The sequence below is a fragment of the Pararhodobacter zhoushanensis genome, assembly GCF_025949695.1.
Classification (GTDB): Bacteria; Pseudomonadota; Alphaproteobacteria; order Rhodobacterales; family Rhodobacteraceae; genus Pararhodobacter; species Pararhodobacter zhoushanensis_A.
The window spans coordinates 2940706-2958823 of record NZ_JAPDFL010000001.1; the positions used below are offsets into that span (position 1 = coordinate 2940706).

Annotated in this window: 15 protein-coding genes and 2 pseudogenes; 3 read left to right on the forward strand and 14 right to left on the reverse strand. The window is 67.3% G+C overall.

The features are described from left to right. Window positions 1-165 precede the first annotated feature (165 nt). From OKW52_RS14710 to OKW52_RS14720, 3 genes are read left to right on the forward strand one after another with little or no spacing between them, the layout of a single operon-like run. Entirely contained in the window at window positions 166-2976 is a 2811-nt protein-coding gene (locus OKW52_RS14710) for a molybdopterin oxidoreductase family protein (protein WP_264506378.1), read from the forward strand. After that, on the forward strand, window positions 2973-3722 hold the full coding sequence (locus OKW52_RS14715; RefSeq protein ID WP_264506379.1) for a 4Fe-4S dicluster domain-containing protein: 750 nt from the start codon (window positions 2973-2975) through the stop codon (window positions 3720-3722). Before OKW52_RS14710 ends, OKW52_RS14715 begins: the two co-directional genes overlap by 4 nt. Further along, on the forward strand, window positions 3722-4594 hold the full coding sequence (locus OKW52_RS14720) for a dimethyl sulfoxide reductase anchor subunit family protein (RefSeq protein ID WP_264506380.1): 873 nt from the start codon (window positions 3722-3724) through the stop codon (window positions 4592-4594). The genes OKW52_RS14715 and OKW52_RS14720 overlap by 1 nt, the downstream gene beginning before the upstream one ends. Window positions 4595-4781: 187 nt before the next feature. On the opposite strand, the gene OKW52_RS14725 is transcribed toward OKW52_RS14720, so the two are convergent. From OKW52_RS14725 to OKW52_RS14790, 14 genes and pseudogenes are all read right to left on the reverse strand, one after another. Continuing rightward, window positions 4782-5558, reverse strand: a complete 777-nt coding sequence (locus OKW52_RS14725; protein WP_264506381.1) for an enoyl-CoA hydratase-related protein — start codon at window positions 5556-5558, stop codon at window positions 4782-4784. A 73-nt stretch (window positions 5559-5631) separates the two neighbouring features. Next, a pseudogene (locus tag OKW52_RS14730) lies at window positions 5632-6091 on the reverse strand (cytochrome c-type biogenesis protein). 5 nt (window positions 6092-6096) lie between these two features. After that, on the reverse strand, window positions 6097-8070 hold the full coding sequence (locus OKW52_RS14735; protein ID WP_264506382.1) for a heme lyase CcmF/NrfE family subunit: 1974 nt from the start codon (window positions 8068-8070) through the stop codon (window positions 6097-6099). Between the two features lie 249 nt (window positions 8071-8319). Then, window positions 8320-9237 (reverse strand): aminotransferase class IV, encoded by a 918-nt coding sequence (locus OKW52_RS14740; protein WP_264506383.1) that lies wholly within the window; start codon window positions 9235-9237, stop codon window positions 8320-8322. 46 nt (window positions 9238-9283) lie between these two features. Next, complete coding sequence (gene phoB, locus OKW52_RS14745) at window positions 9284-9976, reverse strand: phosphate regulon transcriptional regulator PhoB (protein ID WP_264506384.1); 693 nt, start codon at window positions 9974-9976, stop codon at window positions 9284-9286. Window positions 9977-9985: 9 nt separating this feature from the next. Further along, complete coding sequence (gene phoU, locus OKW52_RS14750; RefSeq protein WP_127108796.1) at window positions 9986-10696, reverse strand: phosphate signaling complex protein PhoU; 711 nt, start codon at window positions 10694-10696, stop codon at window positions 9986-9988. Between the two features lie 76 nt (window positions 10697-10772). Further along, window positions 10773-11855: a sensor histidine kinase gene (locus OKW52_RS14755; RefSeq protein ID WP_264506385.1), complete on the reverse strand. Its 1083-nt coding sequence runs from the start codon at window positions 11853-11855 to the stop codon at window positions 10773-10775. A 112-nt stretch (window positions 11856-11967) separates the two neighbouring features. Beyond that, window positions 11968-12141: a hypothetical protein gene (locus tag OKW52_RS14760; protein ID WP_264506386.1), complete on the reverse strand. Its 174-nt coding sequence runs from the start codon at window positions 12139-12141 to the stop codon at window positions 11968-11970. Next, window positions 12138-12866: an endonuclease/exonuclease/phosphatase family protein gene (locus OKW52_RS14765; protein ID WP_264506387.1), complete on the reverse strand. Its 729-nt coding sequence runs from the start codon at window positions 12864-12866 to the stop codon at window positions 12138-12140. The genes OKW52_RS14760 and OKW52_RS14765 overlap by 4 nt, the downstream gene beginning before the upstream one ends. A gap of 6 nt (window positions 12867-12872) precedes the next feature. Beyond that, window positions 12873-13631 carry an HpcH/HpaI aldolase/citrate lyase family protein gene (locus OKW52_RS14770; RefSeq protein ID WP_264506388.1) on the reverse strand — a complete coding sequence of 253 codons (759 nt, stop codon included), beginning with the start codon at window positions 13629-13631 and terminating at the stop codon, window positions 12873-12875. A gap of 110 nt (window positions 13632-13741) precedes the next feature. Next, window positions 13742-15153 (reverse strand): annotated as a pseudogene (locus OKW52_RS14775) (pyridoxal phosphate-dependent decarboxylase family protein). A gap of 61 nt (window positions 15154-15214) precedes the next feature. Further along, window positions 15215-15808 (reverse strand): hypothetical protein, encoded by a 594-nt coding sequence (locus OKW52_RS14780; RefSeq protein WP_264506389.1) that lies wholly within the window; start codon window positions 15806-15808, stop codon window positions 15215-15217. 625 nt (window positions 15809-16433) lie between these two features. Next, entirely contained in the window at window positions 16434-17555 is a 1122-nt protein-coding gene (locus OKW52_RS14785) for an arginase family protein (RefSeq protein ID WP_264506390.1), read from the reverse strand. Next, window positions 17552-18061 (reverse strand): glutathione peroxidase, encoded by a 510-nt coding sequence (locus tag OKW52_RS14790; protein WP_264506391.1) that lies wholly within the window; start codon window positions 18059-18061, stop codon window positions 17552-17554. The genes OKW52_RS14785 and OKW52_RS14790 overlap by 4 nt, the downstream gene beginning before the upstream one ends. Window positions 18062-18118 lie beyond the last annotated feature (57 nt).

Here is an 18118-nt window from a genome sequence, read left to right on the forward strand (position 1 = left end):
CGTCACGGGCTTTGCCCGCGCCTTGGACTGACCCGCCAGGCCAAACTGGCACTACCGGGCCGCCGGTTCAGCGGGCTAGAACGGCATGGAATTCCATGCCACAACGTTGGCGAGACAGGTTTTTGGCCAAACACCGCTTTGGCCAGCCCCCCGAGAAAGCCCGCCATGAATCGCCAGCCCATCGTCGATCTGTCGCCTCCCGTCTCGGACGAGATCCGCAAAACCACCTGCTACATGTGCGCCTGCCGTTGCGGCATCAACGTGCATCTCAAGCAGGGTCAGGTCGCGTATATCGAAGGAAACCGTGACCATCCGGTTAACAAGGGTGTGCTCTGCGCCAAGGGCTCGGCGGGGATCATGCAACACCTCAGCCCCGCCCGGCTGCGCAAGCCGCTCAAGCGCGTCGGGCCGCGCGGATCGGGTGAATTCAAGGAAATCGAGTGGGAGGAAGCGCTGTCGCTGGCGACATCGTGGCTCAAGCCGCTGCGCGATACCGCCCCTGAGAAGCTCGCCTTCTTCACGGGACGCGATCAGTCGCAAAGCTTCACCTCATGGTGGGCACAAAGCTATGGCACGCCCAACTACGCCGCGCATGGCGGGTTTTGCAGCGTCAACATGGCGGCGGCGGGCATCTACACCATGGGCGGCGCGTTCTGGGAGTTCGGCCAGCCTGACTGGGACCGCACCAAGCTGTTCATGATTTTCGGCGTGGCCGAGGATCACGATTCCAACCCGATCAAGATGGGTCTGGGCAAACTCAAGGCGCGCGGCGCACGGGTGATCGCGGTCAATCCGGTGCGCACGGGTTACAACGCCATTGCCGATGACTGGCTGGCGGTGACGCCGGGCACCGACGGGCTGCTCATTCTGGCGCTGGTGCACGAGCTGTTCCGATTGGGCAAGATCGACCTCGACTATCTCATCCGCTACACCAACGCGCCGTTTCTGGTGAACGCCGCCGAGGGGGCGGAAAAGGGCCTGTTCCTGCGCGACGGCACCGGCGCGCCGCTGGTGCTGGACCGCCGCACCGGCAAACCGGCCGCGTGGAACGCCCCCGGCGTGCAACCCGACCCCGCCGCCGAATGGCAGGGCCACAAAACCGTCCTGCGCTTGATGGCCGCGCGCTACCTCGACCCCGCCCACGCGCCCGAGGCCGTGGCCGAGCGCTGCGGCATCCCCGCCGGGCGCATCCGCGCCGTCGCGGCCGAGATCGCCCGCGTGGCGTTTGATGAGGAAATCACCCTCAACCAGCCCTGGACCGATTTTCGCGGCCAGCGGCATGAAACCATGGTCGGCCGCCCGGTCAGTTTCCACGCCATGCGCGGTATCAGCGCGCATTCCAACGGTTTCCAGACCTGCCGCGCCCTGCATATGCTGCAAATCCTGCTGGGCAGCGTCGAGACCCCCGGCGGCTACCGCTTCAAGCCGCCCTACCCCAAACCGCCCGAGGCTCACCCCCGCCCGCACGCTGGCGTCACCCCCGGCCAGCCGCTCGACGGCCCGCATCTGGGCTACCCGCTGGGGCCGGAACACTTGCTGATCAATGACGATGGCAGCGCCAAACGCATCGACAAGGCCTTCACCTGGGAAAACCCGCTGTCTGCGCATGGGCTGATGCACATGGTCATCTCGAATGCCCACGCCGGTGACCCCTACAAGATCGACACGCTGTTTCTCTATATGGCGAACATGGCGTGGAACTCGTCGATGAACACGGCGCAGGTGATGCAGATGCTCACCGATACCGACGACAGCGGTGCTTACGTGATCCCGCGGATCATCTATTCCGACAGCTATTCGTCCGAGATGGTCGCCTATGCCGATCTGGTGTTGCCCGACACGACCTATCTTGAGCGCCATGACTGCATCAGCCTGCTCGACCGCCCGATCAGCGAACCCGACGCCATGGCCGACGCGATCCGCTGGCCGGTGGTCGAGCCTGACCGCGACGTGCGCGGCTTCCAGTCGGTGCTGCTGGATCTGGGCGTGCGGCTGGGCCTGCCGGGGATGGTGCGCGAGGATGGCAGCGCACGCTACCGCGACTACGCTGATTACATGACCAACCACGAGCGCCGCCCCGGCGTCGGCCCGCTGGCCGGCTGGCGGGGCGATGGCACCGGCAAGGGTCGCGGCGCGCCCAACCCGGACCAGATCCAGCGCTACATCGACAATGGCGGCTTCTTTACCGCGCATGTCCCGCAGAACGCGCAATTTTTCAAACCGTGGAACGCCGCCTATCAGGAATGGATCGTCGCACGCGGGCTGGTCGATGCGCCGATGCCCTATCTGTTCAACCTCTACGTCGAACCCCTGCGCCGCTTCCAACTGGCCGCCGAAGGCCACGGCGACCGGCAACCGCCCGAGCCTCTGCGCGCGCGCATCAGACAGACCCTCGACCCGCTGCCCCTGTGGTATCCGCCCTTCGAGGACACGCTCAGCGACCCCGCCGAGTACCCGCTGCACGCGCTCACCCAGCGCCCGGCGGCGATGTACCACTCGTGGGGCTCGCAGAACGCGTGGCTGAGGCAGATCCACGGCATGAACCCGCTGTTTGTGCCGCGCAAGCTGTGGGAGGAACACGGGTTTGCCGAGGGCGACTGGGCATGGCTTACCTCACCGCATGGGCGCATCAAGCTGCCCGTGGCGCGGATGGATGCGCTCAACCCGCACACCGTCTGGACCTGGAACGCCATCGGCAAGCGGCGCGGCGCCTGGGCGCTGGACCCCAAGGCACCCGAGGCAGAAAAGGGCTTCCTGCTCAACCACCTGATCAGCGAGCTGCTGCCTGAAAAAGGCGACGGCCAACGCTGGAGCAACTCGGACCCGGTCACCGGTCAGGCGGCATGGTTCGACCTGCGCGTGCGGATCGAAAAAGCCCCGGCGCACGGCCCCGCGGAACCCGCCCTGCCGCCGCAGGCCTCGCCCGTGGGGCGCGGCCCCGCCACTGTCAGCCGTCAGACCGGAGCCAAAGCATGACAGCCCTGCCCCCACCCTCAGCCGTCAAGCTGGGTCTGGTCATCGACCTCGACACCTGCGTGGGCTGCCATGCCTGCGTGGTGTCGTGCAAAGGCTGGAACACCGAGAATTACGGCGCGCCATTGTCGGATACCGACGCGTATGGCGCGGACCCCTCGGGCACCTTCCTGAACCGCGTGCATTCTTATGAAGTGACGCCGGATCTGGGCGCGCCGGTCACCGTGCATTTCCCCAAATCCTGCCTGCATTGCGAGGATGCGCCCTGCGTGCCCGTCTGCCCCACCGGTGCCAGCTACAAACGCGCCGAGGATGGCATCGTGCTGGTGAACGAAGACGCCTGCATCGGCTGTGGTCTCTGCGCCTGGGCCTGCCCCTACGGCGCGCGCGAACTGGATGCGATGGCCGGGGTGATGAAAAAATGCACGCTTTGCGTCGACCGGATCTATAATGACAACCTGCCCGAGGAAGACCGTGAACCCGCCTGCGTGCGGACCTGCCCCGCCGGCGCGCGCCACTTTGGCGATCTGGGCGATCCGGACAGCGATGTGTCGCAACTGGTGCTGGCGCGCGGCGGCATGGACCTGATGCCGGAACTGGGCACGCGCCCGGTCAATAAATACCTGCCGCCCCGGCCCCGCGACACGTTGCAGGAACCGCCCGCCACTCTGGCCGCGCTCTGCGAGCCGACACCTGTCGCCCTGACCGGCTTTCTGGGTTGGGTCGACCGCACCTTGTCGAGGTTCTGATGCATCCCGCCCCCTCGATCATCGCCTTTACCACGCTGTCCGGCCTCGGCCTTGGGCTGCTGGCGTTCCTCGGCTTCGGCGCTGTCGTGCCGCGCGGGCTGGTGGCCTTTCTCTGGTTCGGTCTGGGGTACGGGCTGACCTTGGCCGGGCTCGCCGCCTCGGCCCTTCACCTCGGCCACCCCGAACGCGCGCTCAGGGCCTTCACCCAGTGGCAGACCAGCTGGCTGTCGCGCGAGGCGGTGCTTTCGGCGGCCGCCTTGCTGGTCATGGCACCCTATGCGGCGGGGCTGGTGTTCTGGGGCCACGCGCTGCCGGTCGTCGGCAGCGTGGCGGCGGTGCTGTGCCTGCTGACGGTGCTGGCCACCGCGATGATCTACGCCCAGCTGCGCACCGTGCCGCGCTGGAACCACTGGACGACGCCGCTGGTCTTCCTGACTGCGGCGCTGACCGGCGGCGCGCTGCTCAGCGTGCAGGTGCTGGTGGCGCAACTGCTGCTCCCGTGGCTGGCGGTGGCACTGGCGCTGCACTGGATGCTCGGCGACCGCCAGTTTGCCCGGCGCGGATCGACCCTGGGCACGGCAACCGGACTGGGCGCGCTCGGCAGCCCCCGCCTGCTGGAGCCGCCGCATACCGGCAGCAACTATCTGCTCAGGGAAATGGTCTATGTCGTGGCCCGTCGCCACGCGCTGAAACTGCGGGGGATCGCGCTGGTGCTGGCCTGCATTCTGCCCGCGCTGCTGCTCTGGACGCTGCCGGGCTGGCCCGCCCTGATCGCGGCGCTGCTCTGCCATGGCGCCGGCATGCTCACCGCCCGCTGGCTGTTCTTCGCCGAAGCCGAGCATACCGTTGGGCTCTACTACGGCCAGCGTTGAGCTGAGTGGGTATGACGCAAGGGGGGTCCTCGGACCCCCCTCTGCGCTGACGCGCATTCACCCCCCGAGGATATTTCAAGAGCAAAGAAGGCATAGTTAACAAAAGGTTAACGCGCCCTCTTTGCTCTGTCAAATATCCCGGGGGCGGGCCGGAACGGCCCGGCGGGGGCAGCGCCCCCGTCCGCGTTCAACGCCCCTCGAACTTGGCCGGGCGCTTTTCCAGAAACGCCATGACGCCTTCGCGGAAGTCCCGCGTCGCGCCCATTTCGCCCTGCAGCCGCGCCTCGGTATCGAGCTGGGCGTCCAGATCATTCACCAGGCTTTCGCGCAGCGCGCGTTTCACCGCGCCGTAAGCCAGCGTCGGCCCTTTGGCGAGCTGGGTCGCGCGCTTCTTCCATTCGTCGGCGAACTGATCATCGGGGATCGACGCCCAGATCAGCCCCATCTCGGCTGCCTTGTCCGCGCTCACCGGCTCGGCGAACAGCGCCTGCCCCATCGCCCGCGCAAAGCCCACCAGCCGGGGCAGCCAATAGGTGCCGCCCGCGTCAGGGATAAGGCCGATCCGCGTAAACGCCTGCAGGAACACCGCCGATTGCGTTGCGATCACCACATCCGCGGCCAGCGCCAGATTGGCCCCCGCTCCTGCCGCTGCACCATTGACCGCCGAGATCACCGGCACCGGGCAGTCCTGAATGGCGCGCAGCATCGGCTCGTATTCCTCGCGCAGGATACGCCCCAGATCGAGATCATCGACCGAAGCCCCGTCCCCCAGATCCTGCCCCGAGCAGAAAGCCCGCCCTTCGCCGGTCAGCACCAGCACCCGCATCCGCGCGCCCAGATCGCGCACCGCATGGGTAATTTCGGCGCGCATCTGCGCGTTGAGGGCGTTCATCAACGTCGGGCGGTTCATCGTGATGATGCCGATACCGCCCTCGTCGCTGACACTCAGGGTTTTGTAGATCATAGCCGGCCTCCCTTGGGCATGTTGCGCGCAGACTAGCCGCAGCACGCCCTGCGCGCCTAGCCACAACCTTGCGTCAGTCGCGCAGCAGGTCTTTCAGCCGGGCTTCTTCTTCGGCGCTGAGCACCTCGGTCGCCGGTTTGCGCCGCCGAGATCGCGACAAAGGCGATGCCCAGCCCGGCCAGCAGCAGCACCGGCCCCGAGATCCACAGGATCAGATTCGTCCCGCTGGCGCGCGGGTTCAGCAGGATATACTCGCCGAACCGGTCGACCATGTATTGGATGGCCTCGGGGTTGGTATCGCCCGCCACCAACCGCTCACGCACCATCAGCCGGACGTCGCGCGCGATGTCGGCGGTGGAATCGTCGACGCTCTCGTTGCGGCACACCACGCAGCGCAGTTCCGAGGTGATCTCCCGCGCCCGCGCTTCAAGCACCGGGTCCGAGAGAACCTCATCGGGTTGCACCGCCAGCGCCGGCCCCGCGATCAGCGGAGCCGCCAGTGCCAGCATCACCGTCAGGACAAACGCGCGCATCCCCGTCACTCCGCCGGTGTCGCGGCCAGCGGCGCCTTGCGCGCCCCTGCCGCGATGCGGAACCGGCGGTCTGACAGCGACACCAGCCCGCCCAGCCCCATGATGATCGCCCCGGCCCAGAGCCAGAACGCGAACGGCTTCACATACGTCCGCAGTGCCCAGCCGCCGTTTTCCTGCGGATCCCCCAGCGCGATATACAGATCACGGGTCAGCGACACGTCGATCGCCGCCTCGGTCGTGGGCATGCCCGCTGCCGGATAGACGCGCTTTTCGGGGTCCAGCAGTGTCACCAGCCGGTCGCCGTCGCGGACTTCGACATGGCCGGTGGTCGAGATGTAGTTCGGGCCTGCCACCCGTTCGACGCCGGTCAGCGTGATGGTGTAGCCGCCATGCTCGAAGCTCTCGCCGACATGGGCCACGCGGATATCCTCGCTCGACCAGCCCAGCACTGCAGACACCGCGAAGAAGGTGATCCCCAGCCCGGAATGCGAAATCGCCTTGCCCCAATCGGCGCGCGGCAGGCGCAGCATGCGGCGCACCCGGTCGCCAAAACCCTGTCGCCCGCTGCGCATCCACAGATCGACCAGCGAGCCGGTGACCAGCCAGACACCCAGCGTCAGGCCGATGGGTGCCAGAACGCTGCGCCCGGTCTGCAGGGTGAAGGCGAGCGCACCCAGCGCAATAGCCAGGACCGCAGGGCCGACCATGCTGCGCGCCGCCCGGGCCAGCTTGCCGCGTTTCCACGGCAGGACCGCCCCGATGGGCAGTGCTATGGCCAGCGCCACCATGAAGGGCGTGAAGGCGGCATCGAAGAACGGCGCGCCGACCGAGAGCACGCGGTCAAAGGCCATCTCCGAGATCAGCGGCCACATGGTGCCGACGAAGACGACGAAAGACGCCACCGCCAGCAGCACATTGTTGAGCACCAGCGCGGATTCGCGGCTGACCAGCCCGAAGACGCCCTTGGCCTCAAGCGCCGAGCTGCGGATCGCAAAGAGCGTCAGCGAGCCGCCGACGAAGACGGCGAAGATCAGCAGGATGACAATGCCGCGCTCGGGGTCGCTGGCGAAAGCGTGGACCGAGGTGATCAGGCCCGAGCGGACGATGAACGTGCCCATCAGCGAGAAGCCAAAGCCGAGGATCGCCAGCAATACCGTCCAGGCCTTGAGCGTTTCACGCTTTTCAACCACGATGGCCGAATGCAGCAGCGCGGTGGCGAAAAGCCACGGCATGAAGCTGGCGTTCTCGACCGGGTCCCAGAACCAGAAACCGCCCCAGCCAAGTTCGTAATACGCCCACCACGATCCCAGCGCGATGCCGATGGTCAGGCAGATCCATGCGGCCAGCGTCCATGGCCGCACCCAGCGGCCCCAGGCGGCGTCAACCTTGCCCTCGATCAGCGCGGCAACGGCGAAGGAGAACGCCATGCTCAGGCCGACATAGCCGAGGTAGAGGAACGGCGGGTGAAAGGCGAGGCCGGGGTCCTGCAGCAGCGGGTTCAGATCGTGGCCGTCAAAGGGCGGGAACGGCGTGCGCAGGAACGGGTTCGAGGTGAAGATCATGAAGGCCATGAAGGCCGCGCCGATCGAGCCCTGAACCGCCAGCACCCGCGCTTGCAGGGTCGCGGGAAGATTGCCGCCGAACCACGCCGCACAGGCGCCAAACAGCGCCAGAATCAGCACCCAGAGCAGCAACGAGCCCTCGTGATTGCCCCAAACGCCCGAGATCTTGTAGATCAGGGGTTTGAGCGTGTGCGAATTGTCGACCACCAGCACAACGGAGAAATCCGAGGTGACAAAGGCATAGGTCAGCGCCCCGAAACTGAGCGCGATCAGCACGAATTGCGTGCTGGCGATGGGACTGGCAGCCGCCATCCAATCGGCCCAGCCCCGCTGCGCGCCGACCAGCGGCACCACGGTTTGCAACAGTGACAGGCCAAAGGCCAGGAGGAGGGCGAAGTGTCCGAGTTCTACGATCATGGCTCAGCTATAGCCTGCCCGGAAGGTCTCGCAAAGCACGAAGGCGTGCGGCACCTGCGACACCGGCGCGCGGGGGAGCCGGGCAAGGGGGCCTTCTGCCCCCTCTTTGCTGCGCAAATTCACCCCCGAGGATATTTTCAGAGCAAAGAAGAGGCGGCGTTTACGATCCGTTAACCTTGAGCTTCATCTTGCCCGAAATACGCCGGGGGAGTCGCCGTGGCGACGGGGGGCTGGCCCCCCTGCCCGGTCTCAGGCCGGGTACACCGCCGCCTCGTAGAGCGCGCGGATGCGGTCGGTCATGGCGCCCGGCACGCCCGTGCCGATCACCCGGCCATCGATCCGCGTCACCGGCGTGACGCCGCCCAGCGTGCCGGTGACGAACGCCTCCTCCGCCGCATAGACCTGCGCCAGCGTGTAGTCGCCTTCGCGCACGGTGATGCCCGCGGCGCGGGCGGCGTCGATAACGGCTTGCTGGGTGATGCCCTTGAACGAGTAGCTGCCGGTCGAGGTCCACAGCGCGCCCTTGCGCACAATAAAGAAGTTGGTCGAGTTGCACGATGCCACGAACCCGCGCGGGTCGAGCATCAGCGCCTCGTCCGCGCCCGCATTGATCGCCTGGATCAACGCCTGGATCAGGTTCAGGCGCGAGTGCGAGTTGAGATGCAGGTCGAACACATCGGGCTGCGAGGTGCGGAAGGTCGAGGTAAAGAGCGTCAGGCCTTTGGCTTTGCTCTCGGGCCGGGGGGTCTTGTATTCGGCCGTGATCACCACCGTTGGTCCGCTCAGGATAAAGCGCGGGTCCTGATTGGCCGTCGCCTTGATCCCCCGTGTCACCATCAGCCGCAGATGGGCGCCGTCACTCATCCCGTTCGCCGCGAGCACACCGTCGATGGCGGCGTTGATGCCTTCCCGCCCCTGCGGGATCTCCAGCGCAATCGCGCGCGCGCCCTCGAACAGCCGGTCGAGATGCGCCTCGCGTTGCAGGATGCGTCCGCGCACCAGTCGCAGCCCCTCCCACACCCCATCGCCAAAGCCGAAGCCCGCGTCGAACACGCTGACCATGGCCTGCGCCTTGGGCACAAGGTTACCGTTGACCCAGACGAGCACGGCTTCATTGCGGGGATCGGGGATATACCCTTGGGCGGCAGTGGTGGTTGTATCGGTCATGGCATTCCTCAAAGCTGCCCGATCCGAGCCGGGCGGCGAAGGAATGTCAATCCAGCGAATAGCCCGCGCCGCGCACCGTGCGGATCGGATCGTCGCCGCCCTGCGCCATCAGCGCCTTGCGCAGACGCCCGATATGCACGTCCACCGTGCGGGTGTCGACATAGATGTCACGCCCCCAGACCCGGTCGAGCAGCGCCTCACGCGTCCACACACGCCCCGGCTTTTCCATCAGCGCCGACAGCAGGCGGAACTCGGTCGGGCCCAGATGCAGCTCGGCTTCCGAGCGGTGGACGCGGTGCGCCTCGGGGTCCAGCGTCAGATCGCCGACCGCCAGCACCTGCCCCGCCCGGGCGGGACGCACACGGCGCAGGTTGGCGCGCACGCGGGCCAGCAGCTCGTTCACCGAATAGGGCTTGGTGATATAGTCATCCGCGCCCGTCTCCAGCCCCCGCACCCGGTCGCTTTCATCCGAACGGGCCGAGACCATGATGATCGCCGCATCCGCGCCGCCGCGCTGCGCCTTGAGCTGGCGGCAGACCTCGATCCCCGAGACACGGGGCAGCATCCAGTCGAGCAGGATCACATCGGGCGCCTCTTCCGAGACGACCAGCAAGGCCTCCTCGCCATCCGAGGCTGTGGCAACGCGGAACCCTGCGGCTTCGAGGTTGTACGACAGAAGCGCGCGCTGTGCGGGTTCGTCATCGACGACCAACACCAGCGGGGTATCGCTGCGGCTCATGAGATTTCCTTAGTCGGGTTGAACGTGAATGGTGGCGGTCGAATCGCCCTTGGGACGGTCGCCCGGACGCTCACCGGTCGCCAGGAAGATCACCTGTTCGGCGGCCCCGGTCACCAGATCGCCCATGCGTTCCACGTTCTTGGCAATGAAAGTATAATGCAGGCAGGCCGAGATGTTGCGCGGGTCTTCCATCATGTGGGTGATGAATTCGCGAAACAGCGCGTTGGTCATGTGATCGACTTCCACGTCGCGGTGGATCACATCCTCGGCCAGCGCCACGTCGAGACGGGCAAAGGCGTCGAGCATGTCCTTTAGCATCTGCCCGACCTGACGCGCCTGACGACGGATCGCCGAGCCAGCACCCTCAATGCGGGGATCCGCCGACAGCACCGGCACACGCTTGGCCATGTTCTTGGCATAATCGCCCAGCCGCTCGATATCGGCGGCCATCTTCATCACCGCGATCACCGCGCGCAGATCGCCCGCCTGCGGCTGACGCAGCGCCAGCAGGCGCACAACCTGGCTGTCGATTTCTTCTTCCAGCTTGTCGATGGCGCGGTCGCCGGCGACCACTTGCTGGGCCAGATCCTCGTCGCGCTCATCCAGAGCACGGGCCGAGAGCGTAATCGCTTCCTCGACCCGTCCGCCCATGGCGAGCATCAGGTCGCGGATGCGTTCGAGGTCATCATCAAAGGCTGAGTCGATATGAAGGCGGGTCATGGGCATTCTCGGTTGTTTGCGCGAAGCCTAACGGCATTCTGTGACGGTTCGGTGACGAGGTCCAGCGGGGCGGGCCTCAGCTGATCGGCAGCGAGACAACAAAGGTGCTGCCCTCGCCGCGGGTCGAGCGGATCGACAGGCGTCCGCGGTGACGGTTGACGATATGCTTGCAGATGGCGAGGCCCAGACCGGTCCCCCCCATCGCGCGGCTGCGATGGCCATCGACACGGTAGAACCGCTCGGTCAGGCGCGGCAGGTGGATCGCGTCGATGCCGTCGCCGAAATCGCGGATACAGACCTTGAGCACCGGGCCGGGCAGTCCGGGCAGCGACTCGACCCGGTTCAGGCTGATCTCGATCTTGTCGCCCGAGGCACCGTATTTCAACGCGTTCTCGATCAGGTTGTGGAACACCTGCACAAGCTGATCGCGGTCTCCGGGGATGGTGGGCGCGTCGGGAAGATCCTGAAAGTCGACGGAAAGCCCGGCATCCTCGACCTGCGGGCGCAGCGCGGCCAGCGTCGCCCGCAGCACTTCGGACAGCGAAACCTGCGTCCGGGGGCGCACGCGCTCTTCCGATTCGACACGCGAGAGCGACAACAGGTCGCTCACCAGCCGCGTCATCCGCTGCGCCTCGCGCTCCATGATGTCCAGAAACGTCTCGGTCGCCGCCAGATCGCCCTTGGCCGGGCCTTTCAGCGTCTCGATGAACCCGGCCAGCACGGTCAGCGGCGAGCGCATCTCATGGCTGACATTGGCCACGAAATCGCGGCGCTGCTGCTCGGCCTCTTCGACCTGACTGATATCGCGCAAGGTCACCAGAATCGCCGGCAGGATCCCGGCGGCAAGCAAGGGCGCGACACTCACGCGCAGGATCGTCTCGCCGGTGGGGGTGGTCTGGATCATCCGCGCCTCGATCGGGGCGGCGGGACGGCCGGCGGGTGGTTGCCCTGCACCCATCTGCGCCCAGCCGCGCTCCAGCGCGGCGGCAGGCTCGGGCTGGCGGATATAGCTAAGCGCCGAGGCCCCGACCAACGGCGCCGCAAACAGCTCGCGCGCCGCCGGGTTGGCCATCACGATGCGGCGGTCCGGCCCGACCAGCAGCGCGGGGTCGGGCATCGCGTCAAGCAGCGCGCTGCAAGGGGCAAGGTCTGCGGTCATGGCGGTGCGCGTCGATCTGCTGTCAGGGCTGGGGGTCAAGGTCATCGGCGGGTGTTGCTGGGTTGTCGCAGCGGGTTGTAACAGAACCATGACGCCCCGTCACAGGGCGGGATCACAATCCGGGCAGATCCAGCACCAGCGCTGCATGGTCGCTGGCATGCGGCCGCGCCGCGCCGACATCCGCCAGTCGCGGCTGCGTGCCCCCCGCGTCCCGGCTCATCCCGATGCGGAGCGCCTGCGGCACGGCATCCGGCCAGCGCGCGGCCAGGGCCGGGGACGCGATCATCGCATCCGGGCAGCCACGCCCCCCGGCGCTTGCCACCATGTCCAGCGCTCGGCCTTGGGCATCCGCTCTGTCAGGTCAACGCCAAACGGTGCCAGCAGCGGCGCAACCGCCCGCTCGGGGTCGGTGCGCGGATCGTTCAGATCGCCCAGCACCAGCCACAAGGCCGTGGCCGGGTCATCGAACCGCCGCTCGATCAGCCGCCGCACACCCAGCGCCTCGGCCCGTCGCCGCGCCCAGGCGGTGTCGAGATCGGCCACCGGCGCCTTGAAATGCACGCCGTACAGCGCCACCCTGCCCAACGCGAGTGCCAGACAATCGCGGCTGAACACCGGCAGATCCGCCCGCGTCCCTGCTTCACCCTGCAACCCCAGATCGGCGGGCAACAACTGCGCATGGCTCTGCGCGGCAAACGGCCGCCGCGCCAGCACCGCCAGATCGCGCCCGGCGCCGTCATTGCCGGGCAGACAGGCACGCCAGGGCCAGGGCGCTGCCCCTGCCCTGCGTAACAGATGATCGTGGAAATACGCCAGCGAGGCGCTGTCGAACACCTCTTGCAACAGGCAGAAATCCGCATCCGCCTGCGCCAGGACAGCCGCCGTCAGGCGACGGTCGGCATAGTCCAACGGGTCTTGCGGATCGCCCCCGTCGCGCGCCCCGTCAAGGCGCTCGGCCCCGCCGGGCGTGCGCAGGCGCAGGTTCTGCACGTTGAAGCTCAGAACCCGCATGAGCGTTCAGCGGAACTTGGCCGCAAGGTTGCGCAGCCCCTGCGCCAACAGCACCACATCGATGCCGACAGCGGCAAAATTCGCCCCCTGCGCCATCCAGTCGCGCACCTGCGCCTCATTGCCCGACAGGATGCCCGCCGCCTTGCCCGCCGCGCGGATACGCGCCAAGGCGTCCTTGATCGCCGCCAGAACCTCGGGCGCATCCAGCTGCCCCGGAAAACCCATATCCGCCGACAGATCCGCCGGACCGATGAACACCCCGTCCACCCCCTCGACCGCCAGAATAGCGTCCAGCGCCTCCAGCCCGGCGACCGTCTCGACCTGCACCAGCAGACAGGCCTCGGCATTCGCCTTGGTCGCGTAGCCGGCAATGCCCCCAAACCGCGAGGCCCGCGCCAGCGCCGCCCCCATGCCGCGCATCCCCTCGGGCGGATAGCGCATCGCCCGCGCCAGCTCGGCCGCCTGCGCGCCACTCTCGACCATCGGGATCAGCAGCGTCTGCGCGCCGATATCCATCGCCTGCTTGATCAGCCAGGTCTCGCCCATCGGCAAGCGCACCACCGGGTGCGAGTCCGACCGCCCCAGCGCCGCGATCTGCGCCGAGATCGAGCGGATGTCATTGGGCGCATGCTCCCCGTCGATCAGCAGCCAGTCAAACCCCGCCTCCCCGGCAATCTCCGCCGCATAGGCATCCGCCAGACCGACCCAGCAGCCGATCTGCGTCTGCCCCGCCGCCAGCGCCGCCTTGAACCTGTTCGTCTCCATCGCGTGTCCCTTCCTCATCTGTCCAAAAATATCCCGGGGGTAGGCCGCAAGGCCGTAGGGGGCAGCGCCCCCTGCGCGGCGCGAGGGGCTCGATGCCCCCGAGCGCCGCCCTACCCGGCCAGCTCTTTGAGCACATCCCCGGCCAGCACCACATCCGCCTCGGTGCAGGCAAAACTCCCTACCGTGAAGCGCACCACGATCCGCCCCGCGGTCTTTCCCTGCGTCACATAGATCCGCCCGTCGTCATTGATCCGGTTGACGAAATCGATCATCGCCGCATCATCCGCCCCCTTCAGCGCGAAGGTGAACAGCGACAGCACCGGCTCGGTTACGATCTCGAACCGCGCATCGCCGCGCAGCACCTCGGCCAGCGCCTGCGACCAGGCCACATGACCGCGCAGCACCGCGCGCAGCCCCTCCAGCCCATAGGCTTTAAGCACGAACCACAGTTTGAGCGCCCGGAACCGCCGCCCCAAGGGCACCGACCATTCCGAGTAATTGACGAACCCGTCCTTGCCATGGGTCTTCAGATACTCGGGCTGGATCGCCAGCGTTTTCACCAAGGGTTCGGGGTCGCGCAGGTAATGGGCCGAGAAGTCGAACTGCACCCCCATCCATTTATGCGGGTTCAGCACCACCGAATCCGCCAGTTCCACGCCTTCCCACAGCGTGCGGAACTCGGGGCAGATCATCGCCGCGCCCGCCCAGGCTGCGTCGACATGGCTATACAGCCCCTCGTCACGCGCCACGGCCAAGACCGCGCGCAGATCGTCGCAGGCCCCGGTCCCGGTGCCCCCGGTACAGGCCACCACGCCCGCAGTCAGATAGCCCGCCGCGCGGTCCGCCGCGATGGCCGCTTTCAGCGCAACGGGGTCCATCGCCCGCAACGGCCCCTGCGTCGGAATGCGAACCAGATTCTCGGCCCCGATCCCGGCGACCCAGATCGCCCGGTCGACCGAGGTATGCACCTCATTCGAGGCATAGACCCGCACCCGCGCCTGCCCCGGCAGCCCCTCGCGGTTGCCCGCCCAGTTCAGCGCCCGCTCGCGCATGGTCAGCACCGCTGCCAGCGTGGCCGACGAGGCCGAATCCTGAATGACCCCGTGAAACCCCTGGGGCAGCCCCAGGCCCTGCCGCAACCAGTCCAGCATCAGGGTTTCAACCTCGGTCCCGGCGGGCGAGGTCTGCCAGAGCATGCATTGCTGTGCGACAATCGAGGCGACGAAATCGGCCAGCATCGACGGCGGCGTGGCGTTGGAGGGGAAATAGGCGAAAAAGCGCGGGTGCTGCCAATGGGTCAGGCCGGGGACGATCTTCTCATCAAGCTCGGCCAGTATGCCGTCCAGCCCCTCGCCCTGCTCGGGCGGGGATTGGGGAAACGTGCCGCCACCGCGCCGGGGGTCAGCGGCGCGCGCACCGGGCGCTCGGCCAGACCGCGGTGATACTTGGCCCCCCAGTGCGCAATCTCGGCCCCCAGCCGGGTGAATTCGTCCCAATCGAGCCGTGGCTTCTGATCGCTCATCCGTCGGTTCCTCCTGTCCCCGTGTTGCCGGGACACAACCACAAAATACTGAACAAAGCAATCATTCAGACAGGGAGATCTGCACCGGCAATCCCAGCGCCATGAGCCGTGCAAGCGGCGCAGGCGTCAACAGCGAAACGCGCGCATCGGGGGCTGGTGCGGGGGTGTACCCGTCGAAAGACCAGCGCCACCAACCGGACCCGGCGCGCAACACCGGCACCCCTTCGTGCAGGACCATCGCGCCTTTGGGCACAGTCTCGCTTGCCACCGCGACCAGACGCCGCGCGCGCCCGTGCCGCCGCGCGACATCCAGCCGCGCGTCGATCTCATCTGCCCGGCGCTCGCCATACTCAGCCTCCCACAGCGCCCGAAAACGCAGCCAATCGGCATGGCGACACTCGGCACAGGGCCGGTGCCCCGCCGCATAGGCCGTAGCCTCGTCAAAGAAAAACAACTCGGTATACCGCCCCGGCTGCACCAGAGTCCGCCTGCGCCCTTTGAAGTCGGTCACGCAGGTGATCCAGCGCCTGACCTGATGCGCGCGCCGGATCTTGCCGCCCGCGTCATGCAGACAGCCCCGGTTGCCGAACCACAGCCCCCGCTGGGGCACGGCATGAATCTGGCCCAATGGATCGACGCGGTTCTGATACGGCATCTTTCACGCCCTCGTGAAACCAGCGACGGGCTCTTGCGAAGCGCGCGAAAAAGGCGCTGGGTTTCTGACTGTTCGACTCAACCGGTGTCCCCCATGATGACGCAACTGCTGCGTCTTGTCCCGCTGGCTCTGCTGGTGCTGCTGATGGCAGCGCCCGGACGCTTCGCGCCGGGGTCCGAGGCACAGGCGCTGATCGCACCGCTGACGGCAATCACGGTTGCCGATGCGTCCGACAAACACCCGACACCCTCAACCCCCACGCCGCCCGCGCTTGCGCCGGCCGCGATAACCGCGCCGATCCCGGCCCCTGGCGCACGCCCGAGCCTGCCGCCGCACCCCGCAGAACCCGTTCTCGACATCCCCTACGCGCGCGCCTTTGCCCGTGCGCCACCGCTGCCTGTCCTTCGCCAGACCCCCACTCATTCTCTTGCGAGGACAGCATGTTCAAATACCCCGGACTCACCATCTTCCTGGCGTGTATCGCGCTTTTCATGATCTACGCCGTCACGTCCCTGATCATTCACCCGGCGTGAACCACCCCGCGACGGTGCGCTGAAGCGCACCCTACCGGCACCTCGGGCGTGGCGTTGCAACCGGTGTAGGGTGCGCTTCAGCGCACCCTCGCTCACACCATCCCGGCGATCCGGTCGCGCAGCACCGCAACCCCCGTCTCAACCTCTGGACGCACCACGCCCGCGCGCGGGGCGTCCAGCAGCGTCTCGAACCACGCCCGTGGCGGGTTGCGCCCGGCTGCGCGGCGCGGCCAGACCAGCGCGTCCATCAGCGCCACGGCGTCCGGCGGCAGGCGATCCGGCACGTCGAACCCGTTGAGCGTGGCCCAGACCCCGGTCCAGCAGCGCGCCACCGACCACGGGTTATAACCCCCGCCCCCGGTCACGATCAGCCGGTCCGTCATTCCCTGGACCGCCTTCACCACCGCCAGATGCGCGCCATTTGACAGCGCCAGCCGAGACAGCGGATCTTCCAGCACGGCATCCGCGCCGCATTGCAGCACGATGGCCTCGGGCCGGAACGCTTCAAGCGCTGGCAGGATCAGCCGGTCGCGCACATGCGCCATCTCGCTGTCATTGAACCCACGTGGCACCGGCAGGTTCAGCGCATTGCCGCCGCCGTCATCCTCAAGCGCGCCGGTGAACGGCCAGCGCCCGGCCTCGTGCACCGAGATCAGCAGCATGTCGCGATCCCCGCCCAGTCCGGCCTGCACCCCGTCGCAATGATGCGCGTCGATATCGACATAGGCCAGCCGCCGCAGCCCCAGCCGCCGCAGGTGAAGCAGCGCCAGCACCACGTCATTGAGGTAGCAAAACCCGTTCGCCCGCGCAGCCATCGCATGATGCGTCCCGGCGCCCGGCACATGCACCACACCGCCGCCCCGCACCATCTCGGCCGCCAGCATCGCGCCACCCGCGCTGGTCGCCGGGCGGCGGTACATCAGCGCATGCACGGGGTTCGACAGCGTGCCCAGCCCGTAAGTCACGCGCGTCGGCTCATCCACCACGCCCTCGGCCTCGGCCCTCAGCAGCGCCTGCACATAGTCCGGCGTGTGAAACCCCATCAGCGCCGCTGGGCGCGCGCGCGGGCTGTTGACATAGACCGACCCCGGCAGCCACCCCACCACCCGCGCCAGATCCATCACCGTCGAGACCCGCGGTATCGCCAGCGGATGATGCCCGCCAAAGGGCGCGGCGCGGTAGATCTCGGACCCGATGAAGCGCGGAGCGGTCACTCCGGCAGAGCGGCCTCGATCACCTGCGTCATCCGACCGCTGGTCGGCCGCGTCGTCGCGCCCCAGAAGCCCAACAGTGAGCCGTCCGGCCCAATCAGCGCCTTGTTGAAATTCCACGTCGGTTCAACCCCGTGTTCCTGTGCCAGCCAGCGGTAAAACGGATGCGCCTCCGGCCCGGTCACCGGGGTGATGCGCGTCAGCGGCACGTCCACTCCCAGCTCGACCCGGCAGTATTGCTCGACCGCGTGGTCATCGTCCAGTTCCTGACGAAAATCATCCGAGGGCACCGCCAGCACCACCAACCCGCGCGGGGCATACCTCTCGTGCAGCGCCTGAAGGTCGGCAAATTGCGGCGTGAAGCCGCACAGCGAGGCCGTGTTGACCACCAGCACCGGCTGGCCGCGCCAGTCGTCCAGATCATAGGTGGCACCATCAATGGCGGTGAAGGTGAAGGCCTGCGCCGGAAACCCCAGCAACAGCAGAAAGAAACCCACAAGCAAACGCATGACGAGAACCATTGCAAACCCGGGCCGCACACGTCGCCCGCGGTCAAAGGGTAGAGC